25 protein-coding genes and 1 riboswitch are annotated in these 26,232 nt (G+C 74.2%); of the genes, 8 read left to right on the top strand and 17 right to left on the bottom strand.

All coding sequences use genetic code 11. The features are described from left to right. The first annotated feature begins 55 nt into the window (after positions 1–55). A complete protein-coding gene (cbiE, locus tag ACQPYD_RS29350) occupies positions 56–1,294 on the top strand; it encodes a precorrin-6y C5,15-methyltransferase (decarboxylating) subunit CbiE (protein WP_433698614.1) in 1,239 nt (412 codons plus the stop codon). Here cbiE and ACQPYD_RS29345 read toward each other — a convergent pair. The 5 genes from ACQPYD_RS29345 to ACQPYD_RS29325 all read right to left on the bottom strand — a co-directional run bounded on the left by ACQPYD_RS29345 (position 1,277) and on the right by ACQPYD_RS29325 (position 6,363). Then, positions 1,277–2,059, bottom strand: coding sequence for a cobalt-precorrin-4/precorrin-4 C(11)-methyltransferase (locus tag ACQPYD_RS29345; RefSeq protein ID WP_433698613.1), 783 nt, complete (start codon positions 2,057–2,059; stop codon positions 1,277–1,279). The genes cbiE and ACQPYD_RS29345 overlap by 18 nt on opposite strands. Continuing rightward, positions 2,044–3,558, bottom strand: coding sequence for a precorrin-2 C(20)-methyltransferase (locus tag ACQPYD_RS29340; protein WP_433698612.1), 1,515 nt, complete (start codon positions 3,556–3,558; stop codon positions 2,044–2,046). The genes ACQPYD_RS29345 and ACQPYD_RS29340 overlap by 16 nt, the downstream gene beginning before the upstream one ends. Further along, positions 3,555–4,220: a precorrin-8X methylmutase gene (locus tag ACQPYD_RS29335; protein ID WP_433698611.1), complete on the bottom strand. Its 666-nt coding sequence runs from the start codon at positions 4,218–4,220 to the stop codon at positions 3,555–3,557. The genes ACQPYD_RS29340 and ACQPYD_RS29335 overlap by 4 nt, the downstream gene beginning before the upstream one ends. Then, positions 4,217–5,146 (bottom strand): nitrite reductase, encoded by a 930-nt coding sequence (locus tag ACQPYD_RS29330; protein WP_433698610.1) that lies wholly within the window; start codon positions 5,144–5,146, stop codon positions 4,217–4,219. The genes ACQPYD_RS29335 and ACQPYD_RS29330 overlap by 4 nt, the downstream gene beginning before the upstream one ends. 54 nt (positions 5,147–5,200) lie before the next feature. Next, positions 5,201–5,404, bottom strand: a riboswitch (cobalamin riboswitch). Between the two features lie 224 nt (positions 5,405–5,628). Then, a complete protein-coding gene (locus tag ACQPYD_RS29325) occupies positions 5,629–6,363 on the bottom strand; it encodes a PepSY domain-containing protein (RefSeq protein WP_433698609.1) in 735 nt (244 codons plus the stop codon). A gap of 159 nt (positions 6,364–6,522) precedes the next feature. On the opposite strand from ACQPYD_RS29325, the gene ACQPYD_RS29320 reads away from it, so the two are divergent. The 4 genes from ACQPYD_RS29320 to ACQPYD_RS29305 all read left to right on the top strand — a co-directional run bounded on the left by ACQPYD_RS29320 (position 6,523) and on the right by ACQPYD_RS29305 (position 10,585). Then, a complete protein-coding gene (locus tag ACQPYD_RS29320; protein ID WP_433698608.1) occupies positions 6,523–7,188 on the top strand; it encodes a response regulator transcription factor in 666 nt (221 codons plus the stop codon). After that, complete coding sequence (locus tag ACQPYD_RS29315; protein WP_433698606.1) at positions 7,185–8,558, top strand: HAMP domain-containing sensor histidine kinase; 1,374 nt, start codon at positions 7,185–7,187, stop codon at positions 8,556–8,558. Before ACQPYD_RS29320 ends, ACQPYD_RS29315 begins: the two co-directional genes overlap by 4 nt. Positions 8,559–8,740: 182 nt before the next feature. Next, positions 8,741–9,874, top strand: coding sequence for a hypothetical protein (locus ACQPYD_RS29310; RefSeq protein WP_433698605.1), 1,134 nt, complete (start codon positions 8,741–8,743; stop codon positions 9,872–9,874). Between the two features lie 135 nt (positions 9,875–10,009). Further along, a complete protein-coding gene (locus tag ACQPYD_RS29305; protein WP_433698604.1) occupies positions 10,010–10,585 on the top strand; it encodes a TetR/AcrR family transcriptional regulator in 576 nt (191 codons plus the stop codon). A 69-nt stretch (positions 10,586–10,654) separates the two neighbouring features. Here the strand turns inward: ACQPYD_RS29305 and ACQPYD_RS29300 are convergent, their stop codons facing one another. Genes ACQPYD_RS29300 through ACQPYD_RS29290 form a run of 3 tightly spaced genes read right to left on the bottom strand, consistent with a single transcriptional unit; the run spans position 10,655 to position 13,862 of the window. After that, the gene (locus ACQPYD_RS29300; RefSeq protein ID WP_433698603.1) at positions 10,655–12,211 is read right to left on the bottom strand and encodes a tripartite tricarboxylate transporter permease; all 1,557 of its coding nucleotides are present in this window, start codon (positions 12,209–12,211) and stop codon (positions 10,655–10,657) included. After that, positions 12,211–12,873, bottom strand: a complete 663-nt coding sequence (locus ACQPYD_RS29295) for a tripartite tricarboxylate transporter TctB family protein (RefSeq protein WP_433698602.1) — start codon at positions 12,871–12,873, stop codon at positions 12,211–12,213. Before ACQPYD_RS29295 ends, ACQPYD_RS29300 begins: the two co-directional genes overlap by 1 nt. Next, positions 12,870–13,862, bottom strand: coding sequence for a Bug family tripartite tricarboxylate transporter substrate binding protein (locus ACQPYD_RS29290; protein WP_433698601.1), 993 nt, complete (start codon positions 13,860–13,862; stop codon positions 12,870–12,872). The genes ACQPYD_RS29295 and ACQPYD_RS29290 overlap by 4 nt, the downstream gene beginning before the upstream one ends. Positions 13,863–14,072: 210 nt before the next feature. Here ACQPYD_RS29290 and ACQPYD_RS29285 point away from each other — a divergent pair, with 210 nt between their 5' ends. Both ACQPYD_RS29285 and ACQPYD_RS29280 read left to right on the top strand, forming a co-directional pair. Next, a complete protein-coding gene (locus ACQPYD_RS29285) occupies positions 14,073–15,737 on the top strand; it encodes an ATP-binding protein (RefSeq protein WP_433698600.1) in 1,665 nt (554 codons plus the stop codon). After that, positions 15,734–16,420, top strand: a complete 687-nt coding sequence (locus ACQPYD_RS29280) for a response regulator (protein ID WP_330161870.1) — start codon at positions 15,734–15,736, stop codon at positions 16,418–16,420. The genes ACQPYD_RS29285 and ACQPYD_RS29280 overlap by 4 nt, the downstream gene beginning before the upstream one ends. On the opposite strand, the gene ACQPYD_RS29275 is transcribed toward ACQPYD_RS29280, so the two are convergent. From ACQPYD_RS29275 to ACQPYD_RS29235, 9 genes are all read right to left on the bottom strand, one after another. Further along, positions 16,402–17,022, bottom strand: coding sequence for a Uma2 family endonuclease (locus ACQPYD_RS29275; RefSeq protein WP_433698599.1), 621 nt, complete (start codon positions 17,020–17,022; stop codon positions 16,402–16,404). The genes ACQPYD_RS29280 and ACQPYD_RS29275 overlap by 19 nt on opposite strands. A gap of 199 nt (positions 17,023–17,221) precedes the next feature. After that, positions 17,222–18,376, bottom strand: coding sequence for an FAD-dependent oxidoreductase (locus tag ACQPYD_RS29270; RefSeq protein WP_433698598.1), 1,155 nt, complete (start codon positions 18,374–18,376; stop codon positions 17,222–17,224). A 4-nt stretch (positions 18,377–18,380) separates the two neighbouring features. Continuing rightward, positions 18,381–19,289 (bottom strand): RNA polymerase sigma factor SigJ, encoded by a 909-nt coding sequence (gene sigJ / locus ACQPYD_RS29265; protein WP_433698597.1) that lies wholly within the window; start codon positions 19,287–19,289, stop codon positions 18,381–18,383. A gap of 259 nt (positions 19,290–19,548) precedes the next feature. Next, positions 19,549–19,761, bottom strand: coding sequence for a hypothetical protein (locus ACQPYD_RS29260; protein ID WP_433698596.1), 213 nt, complete (start codon positions 19,759–19,761; stop codon positions 19,549–19,551). A gap of 89 nt (positions 19,762–19,850) precedes the next feature. Next, complete coding sequence (locus ACQPYD_RS29255) at positions 19,851–20,063, bottom strand: hypothetical protein (protein WP_433698595.1); 213 nt, start codon at positions 20,061–20,063, stop codon at positions 19,851–19,853. A 329-nt stretch (positions 20,064–20,392) separates the two neighbouring features. Continuing rightward, on the bottom strand, positions 20,393–20,914 hold the full coding sequence (locus ACQPYD_RS29250; RefSeq protein ID WP_433698594.1) for a hypothetical protein: 522 nt from the start codon (positions 20,912–20,914) through the stop codon (positions 20,393–20,395). 170 nt (positions 20,915–21,084) lie between these two features. After that, the gene (locus ACQPYD_RS29245) at positions 21,085–21,753 is read right to left on the bottom strand and encodes an SDR family oxidoreductase (protein WP_433698593.1); all 669 of its coding nucleotides are present in this window, start codon (positions 21,751–21,753) and stop codon (positions 21,085–21,087) included. A 103-nt stretch (positions 21,754–21,856) separates the two neighbouring features. Continuing rightward, entirely contained in the window at positions 21,857–22,843 is a 987-nt protein-coding gene (locus ACQPYD_RS29240; RefSeq protein WP_433702166.1) for a 2-oxoacid:ferredoxin oxidoreductase subunit beta, read from the bottom strand. Positions 22,844–22,913: 70 nt separating this feature from the next. Next, a complete protein-coding gene (locus ACQPYD_RS29235) occupies positions 22,914–24,764 on the bottom strand; it encodes a 2-oxoacid:acceptor oxidoreductase subunit alpha (protein ID WP_433698592.1) in 1,851 nt (616 codons plus the stop codon). Positions 24,765–25,259: 495 nt separating this feature from the next. Between ACQPYD_RS29235 and ACQPYD_RS29230 the strand changes: the two genes are divergently transcribed. After that, complete coding sequence (locus ACQPYD_RS29230) at positions 25,260–26,123, top strand: M48 family metalloprotease (protein ID WP_433698590.1); 864 nt, start codon at positions 25,260–25,262, stop codon at positions 26,121–26,123. Positions 26,124–26,232 lie beyond the last annotated feature (109 nt).

Raw genomic sequence — 26,232 nt, 5'->3', positions numbered from 1 at the left:
TGGCTGGGCAGCCGGGGCACCTCGCACCTTCGGCCGCCACGATAGCGTCCTGCCCATGAAGGTCGAGATGTCCCCTCCCCGAATCACCGTCGTCGGCATCGGCGCCGACGGCTGGCCAGGCGTGCCCGAGAGGCTGCGCGGGCCGGTCCTGGCGGCCGACACGGTGCTGGGAGGGCGCAGGCACCTCGCCATGCTGCCGCGGGCGCCGGGCCAGCGGCGCCTGGCCTGGCCCTCCCCCCTGCGCGAGGGCCTGCCGGACCTGCTCGCCTCCCTGGAGGGCCGCGCCGTCGTCGCCCTGGCCTCCGGCGACCCGCTGGTCTCGGGCATCGGCAGCACGCTGATCGACCTGCTCGGAGCGGACGCGGTGCGCGTGGAGCCGGCCGTCTCCTCGGTCGCCCTGGCCCGCGCCCGGATGGGGTGGCCGGCGGAGGGGAGCACGGTGCTGTCCCTGGTGGGGCGCGATCCGCACCTGCTGATGCGCGACCTGGCCCCGGGACGCCGTGTCCTGGTGCTCTCCTCGGACGCCGCCACCCCCGGGACGGTCGCCGCCCTGCTGGTCGGCGCGGGCTACGGCGGCAGCCGGATGACCGTCCTCGGCGACCTGGGGGCGGCCGCGGAGTCGCGGTCGGGGAGCACGGCCCGCGACTGGCTCGCCTCCCCTCCGGAGGGGGTGCCCCGGCTGCACGTACTGGCGCTGGAGCTCTCCGGACCTGCGGGCCGCGGGCTGGTCGCCGGGCTGCCCGACGACGCGTTCGAGCACGACGGCCAGCTCACCAAGCGGGACCTGCGCGCCTCGGCGCTGGCCCGGCTGGCGCCCTCCCCGGGGCAGCACCTGTGGGACGTGGGCGCGGGCGCGGGCTCGGTCGGCATCGAGTGGATGCGCGCCCACCCCTCGTGCACGGCCACGGCGGTGGAGGCCGACGCCGGGCGCGCCGGGCGGATCGGCCGCAACGCGGACCGGCTCGGCGTCCCGGGCCTGCGCGTGGTCGCCGGCCGCGCGCCGGACGCGCTGGAGGGGCTGGCCCCGCCCGACGCGGTGTTCGTCGGCGGCGGCGCGACCCGGCCCGGCGTGCTCGACGCCTGCCTGGAGGCGCTGGGACCGGGCGGCAGGATCGTGGTGCACGGGGTGACGCTGGAGACCGAGCGGCTGCTCGCGGACGCCTACCGGAGCCACGGCGGGGAGCTGACCCGCATCGCCGTGGAGACCGCCGCGCCCATCGGCGCGTTCACCGGATGGTCCCCCGCCCGCACCGTCACCCAGTGGAGCCTGGCCCCGTCACCCGGAAGCGCCTGACGAGGGGGCGGCGCCCCTGGGCCGCGAGGGGTCGTACAGGTAGGACTCACCGCCCCCCTCGGGGTCGAGCGCCCACCCGACGAGGACCACCGCCGCCTGCCGGAGCCCCGCCTCCTCCACCAGGCCGGCGATGGTGGAGACCGTCCCGCGCAGCACCTCCTCCTCCGGCTGGCTGGCCCGGTACACGACCACCGCGGGACAGTCCGCGCCGTAGTCGGGAACGATCTCGGCCATGAGCTCCCGCACCCGCCGGATCGCCAGGTGCAGCACCAGCGTGGCCCGCGTCGCCGCGAACGCGCCCAGCGCCTCGGTCTCCGGCATCGCCGTCGACCGGGTGCCGGTCCGGGTCAGCACCACCGACTGGGCCACCAGCGGAACGGTCAGCTCGCGGCCCACCAGCGCCGAGGCGGCCGCGTAGGCGGGCACCCCCGGCGTGACGTCCCACGGGACCCCGTGCGCGTCGAGCCTCCGGGTCTGCTCGGCCAGCGCCGAGTACAGCGAGGGGTCCCCGGAGGTCAGCCGTACGACGTCCCGGTCCGCGGCGTGCGCGGCGACCAGGCGTTCGGTGATGCGGTCCAGGTCCAGGCCCTGGGTGTCGACCAGTTCCGCGCCGGGGGCGCAGTGGGACAGGACCCCGGGGTCCAGGTACGTGCCGGGGTAGAGGACGACGTCGGCCGCGTTGAGCATGCGCGTGGCGCGGACGGTGAGCAGGTCGGCGGCGCCGGGCCCCGCCCCCACGAAGTGCACGGTCACGGCCGCACCCACCTCGGCGTCCAGACCCGGCCCGTCCCGGAGACGCGGGTGCCCGAGGCGCCGACGATGAGCAGACAGCGCATGTCGACGCCGGCGGGGTCGAGTTCCCCGAGCGTGGTCACCGCCAGCGACTCGCCCTCCCTGCCGACGCTCCGGCCGACGACGACCACGGTGTCGGGCTTGCGGTGCTCCAGCAGGACCTCGCGGGCGGCGGCGACCTGCCCCGTCCGCGAGCGCGAGGCCGGGTTGTAGATCGCCAGCGCCAGGTCGGCCTCGGCGACGGCGCGCAGGCGCCGTTCGATCACCTCCCAGGGCTTGAGCCGGTCCGACAGGCTCATCACCGCGAAGTCACCGCCGACGGGGGCGCCCGCCCTGGCGGCGACCGCCTGCACGGCGCTGACGCCCGGCAGCACCCGGACCGGGACGTCCCGGTAGGCGGGGTCCTCGGCCGCCTCGAACACGGCGGTGGCCATGCCGAACACACCGGCGTCCCCGCCCGAGACCACCGCCACGCTCTCACCGTCGCGGGCGAGCCCGAGGGCGAGGCGGGCGCGGTCGATCTCGACGGTGTTGCCGGAGGCGTGCCGGGTCAGGCCCGCCCGCTGCGGGACGCGGTCGACGTAGGGGCCGTAACCCACCACGTGGTCCACCTCGGCCAGCGCCGCCGAGGCCTCGGGGGTGAGCCAGTGGCCGGGACCGGGCCCCAGGCCGACGACCAGCAGCTCGGCGGCCGGGCCGGCGGGCTGCACGGCCGCGGGCCCCGGCACGGCCCGGTCGCGCGACCTCCTGCCGTTGCGGCTGTCCCCGGTGACCAGGACCAGGGAGAAGTAGGGCACCGTCGCCGGATCGACCTCGGCCACGGGCAGCCGCCGCTCCCCGTCCATGGAGGCGCGCTCCACGTACACGGCGTGCTCCAGCCGCCCCGCGGACTCCAGCGCCCGGCGCACGGCGGGGAAGGTCCGGCCCAGCTTCATGACCACCGCGGCGTCGGTGTCGGCCAGCCGACGGGCCAGCTCCGGCTCGGGGAGGGTTCCGGGCAGCACGGTGAGCACGTCGGTCTGCCGGGCCAGCGGGGCCGCCGCCACCGCCGTGGCCGCGGCGAACGCCGGGACCCCGGGCACGATCTCCGTCTCGTACCGCTCGGCCAGCCGGTCGTGCATGTACATGTACGAGCCGTAGAACAGCGGGTCGCCCTCGGAGAGGAGCACGACGTCGCGGCCGGCGTCCAGGTGCGCGGCCAGCCGGGCGGCGGACTCCTCGTAGAAGTCGGCCAGCACCCCCGTGTACCCGCCCGGGTGATCGGTCGCGCCGGTGGTGACCGGGTAGGTGAGCTGTTCCTCGACCGCCGGACCGGGGATCAGGGAGGCGGCGATGCGGCGGGCGTTGGACGCCTTGCCGACCCCGGCGTGGTAGGCGACGACGTCGGCCGCGGCGATGAGCCGCGCGGCCTTGAGGGTGATCAGTTCGGGGTCGCCGGGGCCGACGCCCACGCCGTGGAAACGTCCGGTCACTCCTCCTCCTTGGCGAGCGCGTTGAGAGCGGAACAGGTCATCGCGGAGCCTCCGCGGCGGCCGCGGGCGGTCACGTAGGGGATGTCGGCGCCGAACCGGCTGCCGAACTCCGTCAGCGCCTGCTTGGACTCGGCGGCCCCCACGAAACCGACGGGGCAGCCGACGATCGCGGCCGGGCGCGGCGCCCCGTCGGCCAGCATCTCCAACAGGTGGAAGAGGGCGGTGGGCGCGTTGCCGACGGCGACCACGGCGCCCTCCAGGAACGGTTCCCACAGGGAGACCGCGGCGGCGCTGCGTGTGGTCCCCCACTCGGCGGCGAGGCCGGGGACGCGTTCGTCGCCCAGGAAGCAGAGCACCTCGTTGCCGCACGGAAGGCGGCTCGCGGTCACACCGCTGGCCACCATGCGCGCGTCGCACAGGATCGGCGCCCCGGCACGCAGGGCGGAGCGCGCCGCGGACACCAGGCCGGGGTGGACCACCAGGTCCCCGGCGAGGTTGACCTGGCCGGTGCCGTGGATCATCCGCACGGCGAGCCGCTCCGCGTCGGCGGGCAGGTGCCCGAGCTCGGCCTCCTCCCGGATGACGGCGAAGGAGTCCGTGTAGATCGCGGGCCCGTCGTCGATGTAGTCGTAGTGCCGACCCGGTCGGCGCGGGACGGTCACCGCGCCTCCCCGGGGGCGGAAACGGACCCTCCCGGCACCAGGACGCCGCGCCAGGGCGTGACGACGAGTTCGCCGGACCCGGAGGCGAGCGCCTCCTCTGCGAGGGCCTCGGCGGCCGGGCGGTCCAGGCCCCCGTCGGGCACACGCACATGCCGTGCGCCTCCGGGCAGCGGGCCGTACGGCAGCGGCGGGGCGGGAGGAGGGAGCCGCCGGTCCGGTTCCGCCGGCCCGGCCAGCGGCGCCGGGAGCTCGGCGACGTGCCACGGCGCGGCGGGCCCCTCCCCGCGACGGTCCAGGAACGCGTCCGCCAGGCGCAGGAGCGCGGCGGGCGCCTCGCCGACCGGCACCAGCGGGCCCCAGCCCTCGCCGATCCTCAGCTGGGCGACGCCCCCGTCCAGGGCGACGAGGCCCAGGTCGCACGGGTGGCCGACCAGGTCGCCGCGCCCGTCGTCGAGGACGAACAGGAAACGACCGGGCAGGTCGGCGCGGCGCGGGACGGAGCACAGCATCGTGTCCAGGTCCGAGGCGACGGGCCGCAGGTCGGCCCGGCCCCCGCCCGGTCCGGCCCCGGCCGTGCCCGCCGTGCCCGTGCCCGGGGAGACCATCACGTTGCGGACGAGTTCGTGGCTGACGGAGGGCAGCAGGCCGGTCTCCGCCAGGGCCCGGACCACCTCGGGCCCCAGCCGCCCCGCGTTTCCCGGCAGCGCGCGCAGCTGCAGGTTCGCGCGGCCGGTGACGTGGACACGGCCGGAGCCGTACCGTTCGGCCACCGCGGCGAGGGCGCGCAGCGAGGAGGCGCCGACACGGCCGCCGATGAGCCGGAGCCGGACCAGCAGGCCGTCCTCGGCGGGCCAGGGTCTCAGCACGCCGGGGCAGCGGTCGCGGCGCGTACGGCGCGTGGAGGGGGGAGAACCGGTCGGGGACATGCGCGTCCTTCGGGTCAGGGGCTCGTGCGCGGAGCCCGCGGATGACTCGGCGGACCGTGGCCGCCGGTGCCAGCAGGTCTTCGGACTCGGATTCGACCGGTGCGGAGCGCCTTCCCGGAGCCGTGCCCCAGTGGCTGTCCCGGGGAGCTCTCCCCAGACGTGCCCGCCCGTCATCCTCACCGCTGCGCGTCAGTCCCGGATTCCCACCGGGTTCCCTGACCCCACGAAGTGGAGTTCGACTGGCCCGACGAGGGTACCCGACCCCCTCCTGCCTGCTCCGGGGGACGCCGCCTTGCCGTGCCGGCCTCCGGCGGCGCCCCGGTCGGTCCGGCCGGGGCGTGCCGGGCGACCGGCCCCGTCCCCGGGCCCGAAGACCGGACGACCGGACGACATGAAGGGGCCCCGCCCTCCTCGGAGGGCGGGGCCCCGACCGCGCGGACGCGGGGACGGGCCGCGGGACGGCCGCACGGGGTCCTCGCAGGTCAGTCCTCGGCGCGCACGTCGACGACCTCGCCGGCCGCGTCGAGGATCACCTCGTACTCCTGGCCGCCGGCGTCGAGCACCTCGGCGTCCCAGCCGTCCCAGCCGTCCTCGTCCTGGCGCTCGACCTCGACGGTGCGGGCGCCCTCGCCGACCGCCTCGGCGGCGTTCGCGGACACCGTGTCGCGGTCGGCCTCGGCCTGCCCGCCGGTGTTCTGCCACGGGGCCGGGCCGTCGTCGGTGTCCCGGAAGGCCAGCCCGTTGACGGTGTACACGTCGGCGTCGTCGCGGTCGTCGTCGGCCTCGTAGCGCACACCCAGCGTCACCTCGGTGCCCTCCAGGCCGCGCAGCTCGTCCAGGAGCGGCTGGACCGTGCCGTTGCCGTCGAAGTCCTCCAGCTCGGGGCCGGTCAGCAGCCACTCCTCGGGGCCGAAGTCGACCTCGACACCGGACACCGTCCAGTCGTCGGTGTCGTCGCCGTCACCGTCGTCGTCACCGTCGGCGCGCAGCTCGCCCACGAGCTGCTCCAGGCCGTCCACCGACTGGGTCGAGGGGGGGTTCTGCTCCGCCGCGTCCGCCCCGTTCGCCGAGGGGGCCGAGCCGGAGGTCACGCCGGTGAGCCTGATCGAGTCGACCTGCTGCTCGGGGTCGTCCACCACGAGGTAGCCGATCGTGCCGACGGCCAGCAGCCCGGCCGCGGCGGCGGAGGAGAGGAGGATGACGGTGTTGCGCTGCATCGGCGTTCCCTTTGCTCGAAGGTTTCTACTGCCCCAAGCATGCGGCGGCAAGATGATGGAGTCCTGAAAGCCACCTGAAGAACGTCTTCATGTGGCTCTCAGGAACGGTTCATCGGTCCCTGCCAAGGTAGGGGGACCACGGGCGGAGAGGACACGGCGTTGGCGATTCTGGTGGTGGAGGACGAGGAGGGCATCGTCTCCTTCGTGCGGCGGGGCCTGGAGACGGCCGGGTACCAGGTGCTCTCGGCCGCGGACGGGATCGACGGGCTGACGATGGCCCTGTCCCCCGACGTCGACCTGGTCGTCCTGGACCTGGGACTGCCCGGCATCCCGGGGGAGGAGGTGCTGCGCCGCCTGCGGCAGCGCCGCCCCTCGGTCCCCGTGATCGTGCTCACCGCCAAGGACGCGGTCAGCGACCGGGTGGCCAACCTCGACGCCGGGGCCGACGACTACATGGTCAAGCCCTTCAGCGTGAGCGAGCTCCTGGCCCGGGTCCGGGCGCGCCTGCGCACGGGCGGACAGGAGCGCGGCGACGTGCTGGCGGCCGGAGGCGTCGTGCTCGACCTCGGGGCCCGCACCGCCTCCGTCGACGGCCGGACCGTCAACCTGTCGACCCGTGAGTTCGGCGTCCTGGAGGTCCTCATCCGCCACCCCTCACAGGTGTTCTCCCAGCCCCAGCTGCTCGACCGCGTCTGGGGCTACGACTTCGACGGCGCCTCCAACGTGGTCGAGGTCTACGTCAGCCAGCTGCGCCGCAAGCTCGGCGCCGACCGCATCCAGACCGTCCGCGGCGCGGGCTACCGCCTCGCCGGAGGCGGCCGGTGAGCCTCACCGGCCGCGTCGTCCTGCGGTCGCTGCTCGTCATGGCCCTCGTCATCGGCGGCGTCGCCCTGCTCACCTACGAACTCGTGCGCGTCTCGGGCCTGACCGACATCGACCGCCTGCTCCGGGAGGAGTCGGAGCTGGTCGGCGACGCCCTCGCCGACCAGGTCCCCGCCGCAGCGGGGCTCGACGGGGTGGTCTCGGGGCCCGAGGCGGAGCGCGCCGCACGGCAGGCGCTCGCCGTACGCCCCAGCGGAGCCCGCCACGTGACGCTGGTGACCGCCAACGGGGCGCGCCTGCAGAGCACGGGAGGCCCCACCCGCGTCGCCGGGCTGATGCGCGGCGGCGACGCCCCCGCGCCCGAGCCGGGGACGATCCGCACCCTCGACACCGACGCCGGCCCGGTCCGGGTGCTCGACACCGCGGTCGCCGACGGGGCCGGGGTCCCCCTCGCCGTCGTCACCGTCGTCGCCCCCCTCGACTCCACCCGCGACACGGCGGCCACGGTCCTGCTGCTCTCCGCCCTCGCCGGCGGGGTCGGCGTCGTCGGCGGCGGCATCGCGCTCTGGCTGGTGGTGCGGCGCACCCTGTCGCCCGTGCGGGAGGTCTCCGAGGCGGCCAAGGCCATCTCCCCCTCCGACCTGGACACCCGCGTACCGGTGCCCGCCACCCGCGACGAGATCGCCGAACTGGCCACCGAGATCAACCAGATGCTCGTGCGCATCGAGCAGGCCGACACCAACCGGCGCCGCTACCTGGCCGCGATCTCGCACGAGGTGCGCACCCCCCTCGCCGTCGCGGAGGGGCACCTGGAACTGCTGGGCACGGCCGACGCGGCCGTCGTGCGCGCCGAGCTCGACCGCCTGCGCCGGGTCCTGGAGGACCTCATGGCGGTCGCCCGGGGAGGCGACGAGATCGACGTCCGGGTGGAGGCGGTGTTCCTGCCCGACCTGTTCCACGCCGTGCGCGCCCGGCTGGGCTCCCTGCCCTACGCCGGCGCGGTCACCCTGGAGGAGCCGCCGCCCGACGTGCTGCTCGGGGACCAGTCACGCCTGGAGCAGTGCCTGGCCAACCTGGTCGCGAACGCCGTCGACCACAACCCGGAGGGCACCCGCGCCACGGTGGCCGCCCGCGGCGAGGGCGACTCCCTCGTCCTCACGGTGTCCGACGACGGCCCGGGCATCGACCCCGCGCTGCTGCCCCACGTGTTCGAGCCCTTCGTGACCTCGCGGGACGAGGGCGCCGGCCGCATCTCCGGCCTGGGGCTGGCGGTCGTCAGCTCCCTGGTCCGGGCCCAGGGCGGCCGGGTGGGGATCGACAGCGGGCCCTCGGGCACCTGCGTCGCGATCACCCTGCCCAGGGCCACGGCCTGACCGGCGGCCGACACGCCGCGGCGGTCCGGGACGCGCAGCGCGTGCGGGACGCGCCGGGACGCGCCGGGACGGGCCCGTACGCAGGCATGCCGGACCGGGGCGGCAGGAGGGAAGGGAAAAGCCCCAGGCGCGTGTCAGCAGAGGCGGCACTGGGGCGTTCCCCAGGACAGTAGCATCGGCCGATGTCCTCCGTCGAAGCAGACACCGACGCCGTCCTGGGCCTGGTCCCCGCCCCGCGCCTCGCGCCCTACCTGGCGCTGGCCGGGGGAGACCGCGTACGCGCCCTCGCCCTGTACGAGTGGGGCGCGCGCGTGTCCGCGGCGGCCTTCGAGGACATCGCCCACCTGGAGGTCCTGCTCAGAGGGGGCATGGACAGGGTCCTCAGGGCCCACTTCCGGGAGGCCGAGCGGGGCATCCCCTGGTTCCTGCTCCCCGTTCCCGGCGGCGAGTACGTCGCCGAGGCGTCCGGCCGCGTCCGTGAGCGCCTCCGCCAGGAGGGGCGGGAGACACGCGACCAGGTCGTCGCCGCGATGAGCTTCGGGTTCTGGTCCGGGATGCTCGGGCCCGGGTACGAGGAGCTGTGGCGGGCCTGCCTGCACCGCGCCTTCCCCGGGTCGTCCGGGAGGCGCGCGGAGGTGGCCGCCACCGCGGAGGGGGTCCGCCGGTTCCGCAACCGGATCGCCCACCACGACTCGGTGCTCGGCGTCGACTTCCCGTTCGAGGTCCGCCAGGTCGCGGAGCTGGCGGCGTTCGTCGACCCGGCCGCGGGGCGCTGGCTCCGAAGCCGCAGCCGGACCATGGACGTCTACGCGCAGCGCCCCGCCACGCCCGACGACACGCTGGTGGTCTCGGCGCCCGGCGCGCTGTTCCTCTACGAACGCTGCCGGGCCCACGTCACCCGGGCGGGACGGGCCTTCGCCGGGGTCGACCGCATGGCCTTCCGCGTGGACGACATGATCGCCCCGGACCTCCCGCGGGTCCTCCTGCGCCGGGACAACGTGGAGTGGACCGAGCGGGGCGCGATCCGGCTGCGCCGCACCCGCGACCCCTGGGACCGCAGGATCGCCGAGGTCGTCGAGGACTCGCTCGGGACCGGGCGGAACGGGGGCCGGCGCCAGGTCTTCCTGCTGACCGGGCCGGGCGAGCCCGGCCACCGCCGCCTGGCCGGGCCCCTCCCCGTGCACGGGGGCGCGTCCGGGACCGCGGCGGCAGGGGAGGACGGTTCCGGCGGGGGCGGGGAGGGGCTCGCCGGGCGGCCCGTGCCGGAGTACGCCTACACCCGCCTTCACGCACTGGAGACCGGCGCCGCCGGCTGACCCGGAGGGCCCGGGGCCGGACACGCGGCCCTTCCGGTCCGAGCCGGGGCGTCGGACGCGGGAGCCCGGCGCGCCCTAGGATGTGGACCATTGGTCCGTTTGAAGCGGCGGGCCCGTCTCGCAGGGGGAGTGGAAGTGAACCCACGCAGGGAGCGCGCCGACGCGCAGCGCAACAGGGAGGCGGTGCTCGCCGCCGCGGACCGGCTCTTCGCCGCGAGCACGAGTCCCGGCGGTGTGTCGATGGACGACGTCGCGACGGCCGCGGGCGTCGGCAAGGGCACGCTGTTCCGCAGGTTCGGCGACCGCGACGGCCTGATCCAGGCGCTCATGGAGAAACGGATCGCCCCCCTGCGCGAGGCCGTCGCCGAAGGGCCCGCGCCCCTCGGCCCCGACACCCCCGCGCGCGAGCGCGTTCCGGCGCTCATGGCCGCACTTCTGCGGTTCAAACTCGACAACCGCCACCTGGCGCTGGCGCTGGAGACGGGCGGCGGGAACAGCCCCTACCGGGCGGGGCCCTACACGTGGTGGCACACCCTCCTGCGGGACGCCGTGCGCGGGATCCCGGGCGCGCCCGACGCCGACTTCACCGCCCACGCGCTCCTGGCCGCCGTCCGCGCCGACCTGGTGGAGCACCTGGCCGGGGGGGAGGAGGCACCGCCGGAGGGGCTGGAGGAGCGGCTGGAGGGGTACGTCGCCAAGGTGCTCGCCTGAGGGCCCTCCCCGGCGGCGGCCCCCGGCGGTCGGAGCCGGGGGCCGCGGGGACGGACGCGGTGGGAGGTGTCAGCCGAGGTCGGCGGACTCCCGCTCCGGCGCGGCCTCCTGCCCGCGCGCGGCGCGGCGGCGCCGCAGCCCGGCGATCACCGGGACCACGGCCGCCAGCAGCACCAGCGCGTACAGGGTGATCGAGATACCGCTGCCGACCAGGATCGACGGGTCGCCCGAGGAGGCGGCCAGCGCGCGGCGGAACTCGGTCTCCGCGATCGGGCCGAGCACGACGCCGATGAGCGCGGGTGCCACCGGGACGCCGAACGTCCGCATGGCCAGGCCGAGCAGCGTCACCCCCAGCAGCATCACCAGGTGCACCACCGACGTGTTGATCGCGTACACCGCCAGCACCGAGAACAGCGTGATGCCCGCGTACAGGTACGGCTTGGGCAGCTTCAGCAGCTTCGCCCACAGCGGCGCGAACGGCAGGTTGACGACCAGCAGCAGGACGCTGCCGATCAGCAGGCTCGCCAGGAGGGTCCACACAAGGTCGGCGTTGCGCTCGAACAGCACCGGCCCCGGCTGGAGGCCGTACTGCTGGAAGGCGGCCAGCATGATCGCGGCCGTCGCCGAGGTCGGCAGCCCGAGCCCCAACAGCGGCACCATCGTGCCGGCCGCGCTGGAGTTGTTCGCGGCCTCCGGCCCGGCCACGCCCTCGATCGCTCCCCCGCCGAACTCGTTCGGCACGCCCCTGCGCTTCGCCCGGCGCGCCGCGAGCCTGCGCTCCAGACCCAGGGACAGGAAGGTCGGGATCTCCGCGCCGCTGCCCGGGATCGGGCCGAACGTGCTGCCCAGGGCGGTGCCGCGCAGCCACGGCTTCCACGACCGGGCCCAGTCCCGGCGGCTCAGCCACGCGCGTCCGGTGCGGATCGCGGACAGGTCCGCACCGGAACTGCCGCGCGCCGCCACGTACAGCACCTCGCCCAGGGCGAGCAGGCCCACGGTGACGACGACGATGTCGATCCCGTCCAGCATCGCCGACGACCCGAAGTCGAAGCGCGCGGCGCCGCTCTGGCCGTCGATGCCGACCATGCCGATGGCCAGGCCGATGAGCAGCGAGGCCAGCCCGCGCAGCACCGAGCCCGACACGACCGCGGCGACCGCGACGAACGAGAACACGGTCAGCGCGAAGTACTCGCCCGGGCCGAAGTTCAGCGCCAGGGACACCATGACCGGGGCGAACAGGGCCACCACCAGCGTGCCGATGACGCTGGCCACGAACGAGCCGATGACCGCGGTGCCCAGGGCCTGGGCGGCACGGCCCTTGAGCGCCATCTTGTGGCCCTCGTAGGTCGTGGCGATCGACGACGCCTGGCCGGGGGTGTTCAGCAGGATCGACGTGGTCGCCCCGCCGAACATGCCGCCGTAGTACACGCCCGCGAACAGGATCAGGGCGCTCGTCGGGTCGAGCCGGAACGTCACGGGCAGCAGCAGCGCCACCGCCATCGCCGAGCCCAGACCCGGCAGCACGCCCACGGCGGTGCCGAGCAGCACGCCGAGGAAGGCCCACATGAGGTTCATCGGGGTCAGCGCCGAGACCAACCCGTCGAGGAGGAGGGGAAGAGCGTCCATCAGAGCACCAACTCCAGGAAGCCGCCGGGCAGGCTCAGCCCGAGCCCGAGCGAGAAGCCGACCTGCACGGCCGCGGACATCGACAGCGCCACCACGGCGTCACGCACGTGGGCGCGGGCGCCGAACGCGTAGGCCACCACCCAGAACAGCAGCGCCCCCGACAGCAGCCAGCCCACGTACTCCAGCACGGCGATGTGCACCACCAGCCCGGCCAGGATGAGCAGCACGGGGCGGCCCTCGAACCACGCGAGTCCGTTCCCGCCGGAGCCGGCGCCCGACCGGAGGTTGCGCACGTTGACCGCGCTCAGGCACGCGGCGACCAGCAGCAGGAGGCCGCCGACCGCCCCGGGGAAGGCCGCCGGTCCGGGCCGGGTCACGTTGGGCGGCGCCTCGACGGTGAACGCGCCCCACAGGCAGACCGCGCCCAGGGCCGCGACCAGGGCGGGGACGACCCACATGGCCGGTCCGCTCCACGGCGCGGTCTCCGGGTCCGGGGCCTCCCCGGCCTCCGGCCCGGCCCCGGCCTCCGGGGTCTCCGGCGCCGCAGCGGCCCCGTCCGCCCCGGCGGCGCCGGTTCCGGCGGACTCCTCGGTCACGGTCGCCGTCCCCGGCCCGGGTTCCCCGGCGGTCCCGGGGACCGACTGCTCGCTGTCGGCCGTCACAGCCCCAACTCCTCTACGGTCTCCTGCGTCACTGCCACCTCCGCGTCGAGGAACTCCCCGAACTCCTCACGCGGCTGGAAGGTGTCGGTCCACCGGTTGCGCTCCAGGGTGTCCGCCCAGGCGTCCGAGGCCAACAGTTCCCGGACCAGCCCCTCCAGCCGGTCGGCCTCCTCCCCGGTGAGCCCGGGAGGGGCGACGACCCCGCGCCAGTTCGACATCTCCACGTCGTAGCCCTGCTCGGCGAGGGTCGGCACGTCCACCCCGTCCATCCGCTCGGGGGAGGAGACCGCGAGCGCGCGGAGCGGTCCGCCCTCGTCGACCTGGTCGCTGAAGTCGCCCAGCGTTCCGAAGCCGACCTCCGACGTCCCCGACAGCAGCGAGGTCAGGACCTCGCCGCCGCCCGAGTACGGCAGGTAGTTGATCTCCCCGGGGGCGATGTCCATGGACCGGGCCACCTGGGCGGCGAAGATCTGGTCCACACCGCCCATGGAACCGCCGGCGACCGGCAGCGTCCCCGACCGCCCGCGCCAGTCCCCGGCCAGGTCGTCCAGGGTCTCGTACGGGGAGTCGGCGGGCACGACCACGGCCAGGTACTCCGACGCCAGCTGCGCGATCGGGGTCGCGTCCTCCATCGTGTACAGCGAACCGGTGGTCTCCACCGCGCCGACCATGCCCAGGCCCGTCATCGTGAGGACGTTCGCCTGGCCCTCGCGGCCCGCGGTCTGCGCGAGGCCGATCGTGCCGCCCGCGCCCTCCGCGTTGCGTACCTCGACGTTGAAGCGCAGGTCCTCCTCGCGCAGCCCGTTCTGCATTTCCCGGGCCAGCGTGTCCCAGCCTCCGCCGGGTCCGGCGGGGGCGATCAGCAGGAGCTTCTCCTGCTGGCCGCTCCCCGACGCCGCGCTCTGCCGCACGTCGAACAGCGCCGTCCCCACGAGGAGGAGGGCGCACAGCCCGCCCCCCACGCGGAACAGCACGCCGCGATCGCGCATGGGTGCTCTCCTCTTCGGTCGTCCAGGGCATCACGGGCCTCCCCGGCGCGTCTGCGACGAGGAGATCCAGGCCACAGTGTGACCCGGGGCACGCCGATGTCAGATCTTTGTTAAAACTGGGGGCATATTGGTCGTATTGTTCGTGACACGCCCACCTGGGCGTTTGCCCGGCCGGGTCCCCGCACCCCGGCGAAGGCGACTGGAGGACACATGACCACGCTCCCCGCGCGCGGCCGCCTCTCGCTCACAGGTTCCCTGTTCATCGGCTACGTGCTCCTGCTGACGGTGGCCCTGGCCGCCGTCGGAACCCTCTGGGCGGTCCACCTCGACCGGGCCACCGACCGCCAGTACACCGAACGGGTCCTCGGCGTGGCCCGCTCCGTCGCCGTCATGCCCCAGGTCGTCGACGGCCTCCAGACCGCCGAGCCGAGCACCGTCCTCGACCCGCTCGCCGACCGGGTCGCCGCCGCGACCGACGCCGACTTCGTGGTCATCGCCTCCCCCGACGGCATCCGCCACACCCACCCCGACAAGGACCTCATAGGCCGTACCGTGTCCACCCCGCCGGGGCCGGCCGCCCGGGGCGAGGAGTGGACCGGCGTGGAGAACGGGACCCAGGGGCGCACCGTCCGGGCCAAGGTCCCCGTGTTCTCCGGGGGCGGCTCGGTCAACGGCGGCGACTCCAGGGGCGACGTGGTCGGCTACGTCTCCCTCGGCATACTCACCTCCAGCGCCGCCACCGAGGTACGCGCCTCCGTCCCGGCGATCCTCGGCATGGTCGCCGTGGTCCTGGTCCTCGGCGTGGGCGGGGCCTGGGCGCTCTCGCGCCAGGTCCGCACCAAGACCCACGGGCTCGAACCGGCCGACATCACCGCGCTCCTGGAGAGCCGGGAGGCCCTGCTCTACGCGGTCCGCGAAGGGGTCCTCGCGGTGGACGGCGCCGACCGCCTCGTCCTGGCCAACCTGCCCGCGCGCGACATGCTCGGCCTGCCCGACGACGCAGAGGGGCGCCACCTCGACGAACTCGGCCTGTCCGAACGGGTCCGCGACATCGTCTCCGGCGACGACCCGGGGGACGACCGGCTCCTGCTGGCCGGGAACCGCATCCTGGTCGCCAACCGCATGCCGGTCCAGGTGCGCGGCGAGGACGCGGGAGCGGTCGTCACCCTGCGGGACCGCACCGAGCTCGACCGGCTCACCGGGGAACTCGACGGGGCCCGCACCGTCACCCGGGGTCTGCGCGCCCAGACCCACGAGTTCGCCAACCGGGTGCACACCGTCGCGGGCCTGCTCGAACTCGGCGCCTACGACGAGGCCCGCGCCTACCTGGCGGACCTGTCCGCCACCCACACCCGCACCAGCACGGACATCTCCGAGCACGTCCGCGACCCCGCCGTGGCGGCCCTCACCATCGCCAAGTCGGCGCAGGCCTCCGAGATGGGGGTCGACCTGCGGCTCTCGCCCATGACGAGTGTCCCCGCCCTCGACAGGGAGGTACGCTCCGACGCACTGCTCGTCCTCGGGAACCTGGTCGACAACGCGCTCGACGCGGTGGCGTCCGCCCCCCACGGGTGGGTCGAGCTGATGGTGCGCCTGCACACCGCCGACGGCGGCCTGCCCCACGACCTGCTGGAGATCCGGGTGACCGACTCCGGCCAGGGGGTGGCCGACGACGTGGCGGAGGAGATCTTCCGGCTCGGGTTCACCACCAAGGCGTCCCGGGACGGCGGCACGCGCGGGCTCGGACTCGCGCTCGTGAAACAGGTGTGCGAGAGCAGAGAGGGAAGTGTCGAGATGGAGGCGCCCGACGCCGACGAGGGCGCGGTGTTCACCGCCTGCCTGCCCGTGCGGGCCGCGGCGGTGGTGCCGTCGTGATCCGCGTGCTGGTCGTGGACGACGACGTGCGCGTGGCCCGCAACCACCAGGAGCTGGTGGAGTCGCAGCCCGGGTTCTCCGTGGTGGGGGTCGCGCACACCGCCGCGGCCGCCCTCACCCAGATCCACGGCCACCGGCCCGACCTGGTCCTGCTCGATCTGCACCTGCCCGACGCCTCCGGGATCTCGGTGATGCGCGCGCTGCGCGCGTCCGCGGCCGCCGCCGCGCCCCAGCAGACCGACTTCCTGATGATCACCGCGGTACGCGACATCGCGCAGGTCCGCTCGGCCCTGCACGGCGGGGCCGTGCACTACCTGCTCAAGCCGTTCCCGCTGAGCGCGCTGCGCGACCAGCTGGAGCGGTACGCGGTGGCGCGGCGGCAGATGGACGCCTTCGGGGAGGCCACCCAGCAGGACGTGGACCGGCTGTTCGGGCTGCTGCGGCCCCCGGCGGCCCGGTCGCTGCCCAAGGGGCTGACCTCGGCCACCGTCGACCTGGTCGCGGGGGTCCTCCGCGACGCGCCCGAGGAGGTGTCGGCCTCGGAGGTCGCCGAACGGGCGGGGGTGTCACGGGTGACCGCGCGCCGCTACCTGGAGCACCTGTGCGCGGACGGCCGCGCCGAGCTGCGCATGCGCTACGGCTCGGCGGGCCGCCCGGAGCACCTCTACCGCTGGGTCGCCTGACCCTCCTCGGGCGCCTCGCCGCCGATGCGCCCGCGCCACGGACCACCGGCGGTGAGCCAGTGCGGCACGAGCCTGACCGGGAAGGGGAGGTCGGTCTCGAAGACGTCCTCGCCGTGGACCTGGGCGGCCTCCTGGTAGACGCCGTCCTCCAGACGCAGTTCCACCAGGCCGACCTTGTCCGCGAGCGCGTTGACGATCCAGTAGGACCGGATGCCGAACGCGGCGTACTCGTGCCGTTTGGTGTGGTTGTCGCGGAGCACGCTCTCCGGGGAGACGATCTCGACGGCGAGTACCGGCGGAATGTCGAAGTAGCCCTCCTCCGGAGGCTCATGGTCGAAGACCGCCAGGTCGGGGATCCGGTGGAGTGTTCGGTCGCCGTTGAGGTTGACCCCGGGACCGGAGAGCACGACGAACTCGTCGGGGGCGGTGTTGCCCAGGTGGATGGTCAGCCGGGAGTCGACCACGCTGTGCAGGGGTTTGGGGGCCGGTGACACGTCAAGCCGCCCGTCGACCAGCTCGTACCGGCGCCCGTCGTCCGGTGTGTGCGCCAGGTCGTCCACGGTCAGACCTCGTTCGGGTACGTCCGGATGCCTGGTAGTCATGACAGACCTACTGCCTCCTCTTGATCATGACCGCCAGTATCCGGCCCCACGCTCTGTTACCGGCGGGTTTCGCAGAAGAAGTCCGAAGGAGAGCGGAGGTTTCTCACGAAGGAGGGGCTTCCGCACCGGGGAGCGCCGACCGCCGGGCCGGGGTGGTCCGTCCCCGCTCCCGGCCCGGCGGTCGCGGGACCGGCCGGGATCAGGGCGTCCCGACCGGCCTCCTGCCCGTCGCCGCCTCGGCGGCGGCGACGGCGCTGGTGAACGCCACCTCTCCGAGCAGACCGGGCGCCGCCACCGAGTCACCGGCCAGGTAGACGCCGTTCCCGCGGTCGATCGCGGGGCGGTCGCGCCAGGTGTGCCCCGGCAGGTCCAGCGCACCGGTGCGCCCCCGTGCGACCTGGTCCCTGCGCCACGTCACCCGGTCGCGCCACCGCGGCAGAGCCAGGTCCAGCAGCCGCTCCAGCCGCTCCCGGGTGCGCGCCCTCGACTCGCCGGGGCGCACCGGGACCTGGGCCTGCACGAGCTCCTCGCCCTCCGGCGCCAGCGTGCGGTCCACCGCCGTGTAGCGCTCCACGAACCCGCACTCGTCGCCGTCGAAGACGATGAACGGGTCCCGGCCCCGTCGCAGCCCCAGGTCCACCATGAGGGTGTGCCCGCTCTCCCATTCCAGGGAGTCGTCCCCGAGCAGGGAGCGGGCCGCGGCCAGCGACGTCGCCACGACGACCGGGCCGTCGGGGAGCGCGTCCAGGGAGTCGACACGGGCATCCGTCACGATCCGCACCCCGCGCTCCCGCGCCCGGTCGGCCATCCACCCGACCAGCGACGTCCAGCCGCCCACCATGTAGCGGGCGGCCGGCCACGCGGGCGCGGTCACCCGCAGGAACCTGTCCCAGACGAACTCCGCGGACAGCCGGGACGGGTCCGCGTCGAAGAGCGCCACCCCCATCATGCTCGCGATCGCCCCGGTGGTCCCCGTGCCGAACCGCTCCCGGCCCCACGACCCGAAGTCCCGGTCGTACGGGGCACGCAGCCCGCGGCGGGCGGCGGCCAGCAGGAGCCCGGCGGGCGGCATGCCGAGCCGTCCCCGGTACCGGAACCTCACTCCCGGCGCGGCCCGCGCCGGAAGGCGCAGGTGCGGCGGGAGCAGGTCGCGCTCGGCCAGCCACCGGTACGGGGCCCCGTCCCCGTAGAGCACGTGGGGCCCCTCGTTGGCCACGTACGGGGGCTCGGTGGCGCGGGCCCGCCCGCCCAGGGTCCGGTGCGCCTCCAGCAGGGTGGTGTTCGCGCCCCTCTCGGCGCCGGCGATGGCCGCGGTCAATCCGGCGAGGCCACCGCCCACAACGGTGATATCCATACCCCTACGACGTGCCGGACGTCCGCAGGCGTGACATCTTGTCGGGGTTGGCCACCAGGTACACGTGCTGCACCCGCCCGTCGGCCACGTCCAGCACGACCAGCGCCACCGCCCGGCCCCCGAGCGAGACGACCGCCGCCGGACCGCCGTTGACCTCGGTGATCTCGGTCCGGGCGTCGGCCCAGGTGAGCGCCGGGCCGAGACCGAGCGAGGCGAGGAACCTGTCCGCGTTGCCGGGCAGGGCGGCCAGGAAGCGGCCCACCTTGGACGAGCCCTCCAGGACCCGCAGGGGCGCCTTGGCCTTGCCGCCGCCGTCCCCGACGAGGGTGGCGTCGTCGGCGAGCAGTCCGGTCAGCCCGTCCAGGTCCCCCTCCAGGCAGGCGCGGAGGAACCGCTCCGTGATCCGCCGCCGGGCGGCGCGGTCGGCCTCGAACCGGGGCCGCCTCTCCCGGACGTGGTCGCGGGCCCGCCTGGCCAGCTGCCGCGTCGCGGCCTCCTCCCGGCCGATGACCTCCCCGATCTCCGCATAGGGGAACTGGAAGGCCTCGCGCAGCACGAACACGGCCCGTTCCAGGGGTGAGAGGGTCTCCAGGACCACGAGGAGCGCGAACTCCACGGAGTCCGCCAGTTCGGCCTGCTCGGCGCCGTCGGGGACGTCGCTGACCGGTTCGGGGAGCCACTCGCCGACGTAGGACTCCCGGCGGGACCGGGCGCTGCGCAGACGGTCGATGGACAGGCGGGAGGCGATGGTGACGAGGTAGGCGCGCGGGTCGTCGACCTTCGCCGGATCGACGGCGGACCAGCGCAGCCAGGCCTCCTGGACCACGTCCTCCGCGTCGGAGGCGCTGCCGAGGATCCTGTAGGCGACACCGGTCAGGAGGGCGCGGTGCTCGTGGAAGGCATCGGTCGTCATGTCTGGAAGACGTATCACCCCCGCCCCGGCGTGACACGCCTCCCGTTCCGGTTCCCGGGCACGCGGTGCGCGGTGCGCGGGCGCACCGGGCGGCCGGGCGGGCTGTCCGGGCGGGCTGTCCGGAAAAACAGGACGCGGGGCGCGGCCGGTGCCGTGCCCCGCGTCCGTCCCGCGAGTGCCGGGTGTCCTGGGAGTTCCGGGTGGCTCCGGGGGACGGAGAGCCCCGGAAGTCCCGTTCCCGGCGCGCCGGGAGGGCCGACTAGTCGTCGACGGAGATGCCCTTGGTGGCGGTGCCGGAGACCACGTTGCAGCCGCCCAGGTCGACGCCGTCGAAGGCGAGGATGTCGGCGCAGATCGGCACGGTCACGTTCTGGATGTTGGCGTTGTTGTCCGCCGCGGCGGTCCCGGTCATGGCGCCCAGGGCGAGGCCGGTGGCGAGGAGGAGGCCGGAGACGGTGGCGATGCGCTTCATGGTGCTGATCCTTTTCGGTTGGCAGTGCGTTGATCGGTGACGACGGGGCTGCGGGGCCCCGCTGGTGCAGGGGTGAGTGCGACGGGGTGCTAGTCGTCGACGCTGATGCCCTCGGTGGCGGTCCAGTTGACGACGTTGCACTCGGGGCCGCTGACGCCCGAGGCGGCGAGCACGTCGAGGCAGATCGGGATCGTGATGTTCTGGACGTTGGCGTTGTTGTCCGCGGCGGCGGTGCCGGTGAAGGCACCGAAGGCGAGGCCGGTGGCCAGTACGAAGCCGGAAACCTTGGCGATACGGGTCATGGGTGATGCCTTTCGGAAGTTCATAACGCTCTATCGGCGGCCGCCGGAATTAACTTAGCGTAGCCAGGACCGTGCTCGCCGTACTTCGCGGGAAGAATCCAGAGTTTCCTCGGACTTTTCTCGGCTTCGATGTGGACATGCCGGACATGTCGCCAGGCAATGAAGTCATCGTGTTACCCAACCGAAAGCACGGCCGAATCCCACCCCTGACGAATGCATCGGAATCACGCTGTATCCAGACATCGGACATGAAAAAGGGCCCGCGCGGTGTCTCCACCGCGCGGGCCCCGAATCTCGTGGGCGCCGCCCCCCGACGGGCGCCGCGAGCGCTACCAGCCCTGCTGCTGCCCGTATCCCGGGTACTGCTGGCCGTAGCCGGGCTGCTGCCCGTACCCCGGCTGCGGCTGGCCGTAGCCCGGGTACTGCTGCTGGTCGTACCCCGGGTACTGCTGCTGGCCGTAGCCGGGCTGCTGTCCGTAACCCGCGTACGGGTCCGGCTGCTGGGCGCCCGTGGGCGGGTGCTGGTAGGCCTGCTGCTGGCCGGACGGCTCCTGCTGCTGGGCCTCGGCGGCCCTGTCCGCCTCGTCCTTCTTCCCGCTGTCGGGGTCGGGACGGAAGATGAACAGGCGCGCGGGCTTGTCGCCCTCGTCGCCGGGGGTGATCAGGTCGAGCCGCCAGCCGGCCTCCTCGATCCCCTCCAGGATGCGGGTCAGCCCGGGACGGAGCTTGCTGGAGGGCTCGTCATAGGCGTTCACCTCCAGCTGGATGATGAACATCCGGCGCTTCTGCTGCGCCGCGACCTTGGCGTGTTCGACGACCGTGCTGTCCCTCACGACCTGCGTGACGCTCATGAATAACCGTACCCATCTGCTCAGCGCGGAGCTTGCCGTACCCGTCGGGGTGCCACCCGGTCGTCCGCGTCCGCAGTGGCGGGAATCCGCCGGGTTCCGCTCCCATCATGCCTCCTGCGGGCCTGTCTGGCCACAGAAGGATCCGAAGCGGCCGCCGACCGGGGCGGTGCTCAGGAAACGGCGGCGCGGACGGCCTCGACGACGGGCGTCTCACCGTTCACGAGGTTGAGAACCCTCCCGACGGTCCCCGGTTCGTCCAGAACGGCCACGATCACCGAGGCGACGTCCTCCCGCGTCACCGAGTCCCTCCCGACCTCCGCGCCCAGCGCCACCTTCCCGGTGGCCGGCTCGTCGGTCAGCCGCCCCGGGCGCAGGATCGTCCAGTCCAGTTCCAGTCCGCGCTCCCGCAGGTCGGCGTCGGCGGCGCGCTTGGCCTCCACGTAGGCGGCCCACGACCCGTCGGGGTCGTTCCCGCCGGGCAGCGGGTCGTCCACCCCGATGGCGGAGACCTGGACCAGGCGCCGCACCCCCGCGAGCGAGGCCGCGTCGGCGGTCAGCACCGCCCCCTTGCGGTCCACCGTCTCCTTGCGGGCCGGCCCGCTGCCCGGTCCGGCCCCGGCGGCGAAAACGACGCCGTCGGCGTTCATGAGCTTCTCCGTCAGCTCGGTGACGGTGGCCGTCTCCAGGTCGACCACGACCGGTTCGGCACCGGCGTCGACGACGTCCTGCGAGTGGTCCGGGTTGCGGATGAGGGCGACGGGCTCGTCCCCGCGGTCGGCCAGTTGCCTGGCCAGCAGCAGTGCGATCTTCCCGTGTCCCCCGGCGATGACGATACGCATGGGGGAAGCGTATGCCCTCCCCTGCCGCCGGACCCCCGGACCCCCGGACCCCCGGGCCCCGGGCCCCGCGCGAGTCCGCGCGGGGCCCGGGAGGGACGGGCCCCTACTCGACGGTCCAGGTGTCCCCGCTCGCCAGCAGCGCGGCCAGCTCGCCGTCCCCGTGCTCCGCCCGCGCCTCCGCGACCTGCTCGTTCAGCAGCTCGTCGTAGGCGGGGCGGCGCACGTCCCGGAACACCCCGATCGGCACGTGCTCGAACGCGGGCTGGTCCAACCGGGACAGGGCGAACGCGTACCCCGGGTCCTCCCGGTGCGCGTCGTGCCGGATCAGCCGGTCCTCTCCCACCGCGTCCACGTCCACGACCTCCAGTCCGCCGAACCCGCCGGCGACCACGCCGCGGTCCGGGCCGAGCCGCAGCGGCTCGCCGTGCTCCATGCGCAGCAGGCGCGTGTCCCTCGCGGCAGGGTCCTTCAGCGGCTCGAACGCGTCGTCGTTGAAGATCGGGCAGTTCTGGTAGATCTCCACGAACGACGCCCCCGGGTGGTCGGCCGCCGCCCTCAGCACCGACGTGAGGTGCTTGCGGTCGGAGTCGACCGTCCGGGCCACGAACGAGGCCTCCGCGCCCAGGGCCAGGGACACCGGGTTGAACGGGTGGTCCAGCGAGCCCGACGGCGAGGACTTGGTGATCTTCCCCGGCTCGGAGGTGGGGGAGTACTGCCCCTTGGTCAGCCCGTAGATCCGGTTGTTGAACAGCAGGATGTTGATGTTGACGTTGCGGCGCAGCGCGTGGATCAGGTGGTTGCCGCCGATGGACAGCCCGTCGCCGTCACCGGTCACCACCCACACCGACAGGTCCGGGCGGCTGGAGGCCAGCCCGGTCGCGATCGCCGGCGCGCGCCCGTGGATCGAGTGCACGCCGTAGGTGCTCAGGTAGTAGGGGAAGCGGGAGGAGCAGCCGATCCCCGACACCATGACGATGTTCTCGCGGGGCACGCCCAGCTCGGGGAGGAAGGACTGGAACGCGGCCAGGATCGCGTAGTCGCCGCAGCCCGGGCACCAGCGCACCTCCTGGTCGGACTTGAAGTCCTTCATCTTGTAGGCGGTGTCCGTCCTGGGGACCAGCCTCAGCCCCCCGGAGCCGTCCGCCGGGCCGTTCGCGTTCTCAGTCACGGTCGATGACCTCCCGAAGCACGTCCGCGAGCTCCTCGGCCTTGAAGGGCAGGCCGCGGACCTTGTTGTAGCCGATGACGTCGACCAGGAACCTGCCGCGCAGCAGCAGGGCCAGCTGGCCCAGGTTGATCTCCGGCACCACCACCCGCTCGTAGCGGGCCAGCACCTCGCCGAGGTTGGCCGGGAACGGGTTGAGGTGGCGCAGGTGCGCCTGCGCCACCCGGCCGCCCGCGCGCCGCACCCGGCGCACCGCCGCGGTGATCGACCCGTACGTGCCGCCCCAGCCGAGGACCAGCACCCCGGCGCCGCCGTCGGGATCGTCCACCGCCAGCTCGGGGATGTCTGCGGCGATCGCGTCGATCTTGGCCTGGCGGGTCCGCACCATCAGGTCGTGGTTGGCGGGCGTGTACGAGATGTCACCGGTCTCGGCGTGCTTCTCGATGCCGCCGATGCGGTGCTCCAGGCCGGCCGTGCCCGGCACCGCCCACGGGCGGGCCAGGGTCTCCTCGTCGCGCTTGTACGGGAGGAACGAGCCGTCGGGGCCGTTGGGCTCCGTGGCGAACCCCGGTTCGATCACCGGCAGGTCGCCGACCTCCGGCAGGCGCCACGGCTCCGACCCGTTGGCCAGGTACCCGTCGGACAGCACGACCACCGGGGTGCGGTAGGTGACGGCGAGCCTGGTCGCCTCCACCGCGGCGTCGAAGCAGTCGGCGGGGGAGGACGGCGCCACCACCGGGAGCGGTGACTCGCCGTTGCGCCCGTACAGGGCCATCAGCAGGTCGGTCTGCTCCGTCTTGGTCGGCATGCCCGTGCTGGGCCCGGCCCGCTGCACGTCGATGATCAGCAGCGGCAGCTCGGTCATCACCGCGAGCCCCACCGTCTCCTGCTTGAGCACCATGCCCGGGCCGGAGGTGGTGGTCACCCCCAGCGAGCCGCCGAAGGCGGCGCCCAGGGCGGCCCCCACCCCGGCGATCTCGTCCTCGGCCTGGAACGTGCGCACACCGAACCTCTTGTGCCTGGACAGCTCGTGCAGGATGTCCGACGCGGGGGTGATCGGGTACGAGCCCAGGAACAGCGGCAGGCCGGACCGGGTGGACCCGGCGATCAGCCCGTAGGCCATCGCCAGGTTCCCGGTGATGTTCCGGTACGTGCCCGCGGGGAGCCGGGCCGGCTTGACCTCGTAGGAGACGGCGAAGTCCTCGGTGGTCTCACCGAAGTTCCACCCCGCCTGGAACGCCGTCAGGTTCGCCGCGAGGATGTCCGGCTTGGCGGCGAACTTGGACTTGAGGAAGGACGTCGTCCCCTCCGTCGGCCGGTTGTACATCCACGACAGCAGGCCCAGGGCGAACATGTTCTTGGCCCGCTGCGCGTCCTTCTTGGACAGGTCGGCGCCGGCCAGCGCCGCCACCGTCATCGAGGTGAGCGCCACCGCGCTCACCTTGAGTCCGTCCAGGGTGCCGTCGGTGAGGGGGTCCCCGGTGAAACCGACCTTGGCCAGGCTCCGTTTCGTGAACTCGTCGGTGTTGACGATCACGGTCGCGCCCCTGGGCAGGTCGCCGAGGTTCGCCTTGAGGGCGGCGGGGTTCATGGCCACCAGGACGTCGGGCGCGTCGCCCGGGGTCATGATGTCGTGGTCCGCGAAGTGCAGCTGGAAGCTGGACACCCCCGGGAGGGTTCCGGCGGGGGCGCGGATCTCGGCCGGGAAGTTCGGAAGGGTCGACAGGTCGTTGCCGAACGACGCGGTCTCCTGGGTGAAGCGGTCTCCGGTCAGCTGCATGCCGTCGCCGGAGTCGCCGGCGAAGCGGATGATGACGCGGTCGAGCTGTTCGATCTGTTTGGCCACTGAGATCGACGACCTCCTTGGTGAGCCGCCGGTCGTGACGGGCGGCGGCGCTCGGGTGTCATCCCCCGGCCGGGGCACTCCGCCACGGGGCGGGCGCCCGGTCCGGGGGCGTGGGACAGCGTGCGCGGCCCTCGCGCTCGCCGGGTGCGCCAACCCGGTCTCGCACGGCGCGGTCACACCGCGACGGCCGGGTCGTGAAGGGGCCTGCCTTCAACGACACGGCTCCCCGGACACCGGGGTCCGGACGGGGCGGCGCCCCGCCGGCCTGGAGTTCGGAGTGATAAGGGCCACGATCGCACTATAGGTCGTCGGGAACGGCCGGACGCGGGCCGGGTGGCGATTGTCACACCGGAACCCCGCCGGGCGGTGTGAGGTCATCCGCAACCGGGATGTGACCGACAGCCCGTCACATGGGGAACGCAAGACGTCGACCCGCACGTTTGTCACCATGTACGCATTCACGGTCGAGGACCGGCTGAGCGAGGAGGTGGCGGCGTGCACGTCAACGTGGCCCGTGCGGTCGGTCTGTTCGTCGGGGCCGCCGTCCTCGTCGTGGTGGTCGGCTGGCTGTGCGGATCCGAGAAGGGCGCGCAGTTCTCCGTGGCCCTGGTGGTGGGCGCGGGCGTGCTCGTCTACCTGTTCGGCGAGTCGCTGGCCCTGCGGGCCATGAGGGCCCGGCCGGTCAGCGAGATCGAGCGCCCCGAGCTGTACCGGATCGTCCGGGAGCTGGCCACCGCCGCCCGGCAGCCCATGCCCCGGCTGTACCTGTCGCCGATCCGCTCACCCAACGCCTTCGCCACCGGCAGCAGCCCGCGCCGCGCCGCGCTCTGCTGCACCACGGGCCTGCTGCGCACCCTCGACGAACGGGAGCTGCGCGGCGTGATCGCCCACGAGCTGGCGCACATCCGCTCGCACGACACCCTGATCAGCTCGGTGGCGGCGACCCTCACCGCGGTCATCACCGCGATGACGGTGGTCACCTTCCTGCTCCCGCTGGGGGAGTCGGAGGAGACGGACATGCCCGACCTGCTGGGCGGGCTGATGATGGCGGCGCTGGCGCCGCTCGCCGCCCTGGTCGTCCACTGCGGGGTGGGGCGCGGGCGCGAGTTCCGCGCCGACGAGAAGGCCGCCGAACTCACCGGGGACCCGGTCGGGCTGGCCGAGGCGCTGACCAAGCTGGAGGAGGGGGCGCGGCGCTACCCCCTGCCCCGCGACCGCGGCCTGCTGGCGTCGGCGCACGTGATGACCACCAACCCGTTCCCGACGGGGGTGGGGCGGCTGTTCGCCGCCCACCCGCCGACGGACGAGCGCATCCGCCGCCTGTACGCCCTGCGCCGCCGGTGGGACATGGGCGGGTAGGGACCCCTCCCCGGCACGGCGACGGCCGCTCCTCCCCTTCACGAGGGGAGAGCGGCCGTCGCCGTGCCGGTGCCGCGGACCGCCGGCTAGTAGTACTTCGTTAACTCGT

This window comes from Nocardiopsis sp. CA-288880 (assembly GCF_050955985.1).
Lineage (GTDB): Bacteria > Actinomycetota > Actinomycetes > Streptosporangiales > Streptosporangiaceae > Nocardiopsis > Nocardiopsis tropica.
The sequence above is the reverse complement of the archived record's forward strand: the minus strand, read 5'-3'. Positions and strand labels throughout refer to the sequence as shown.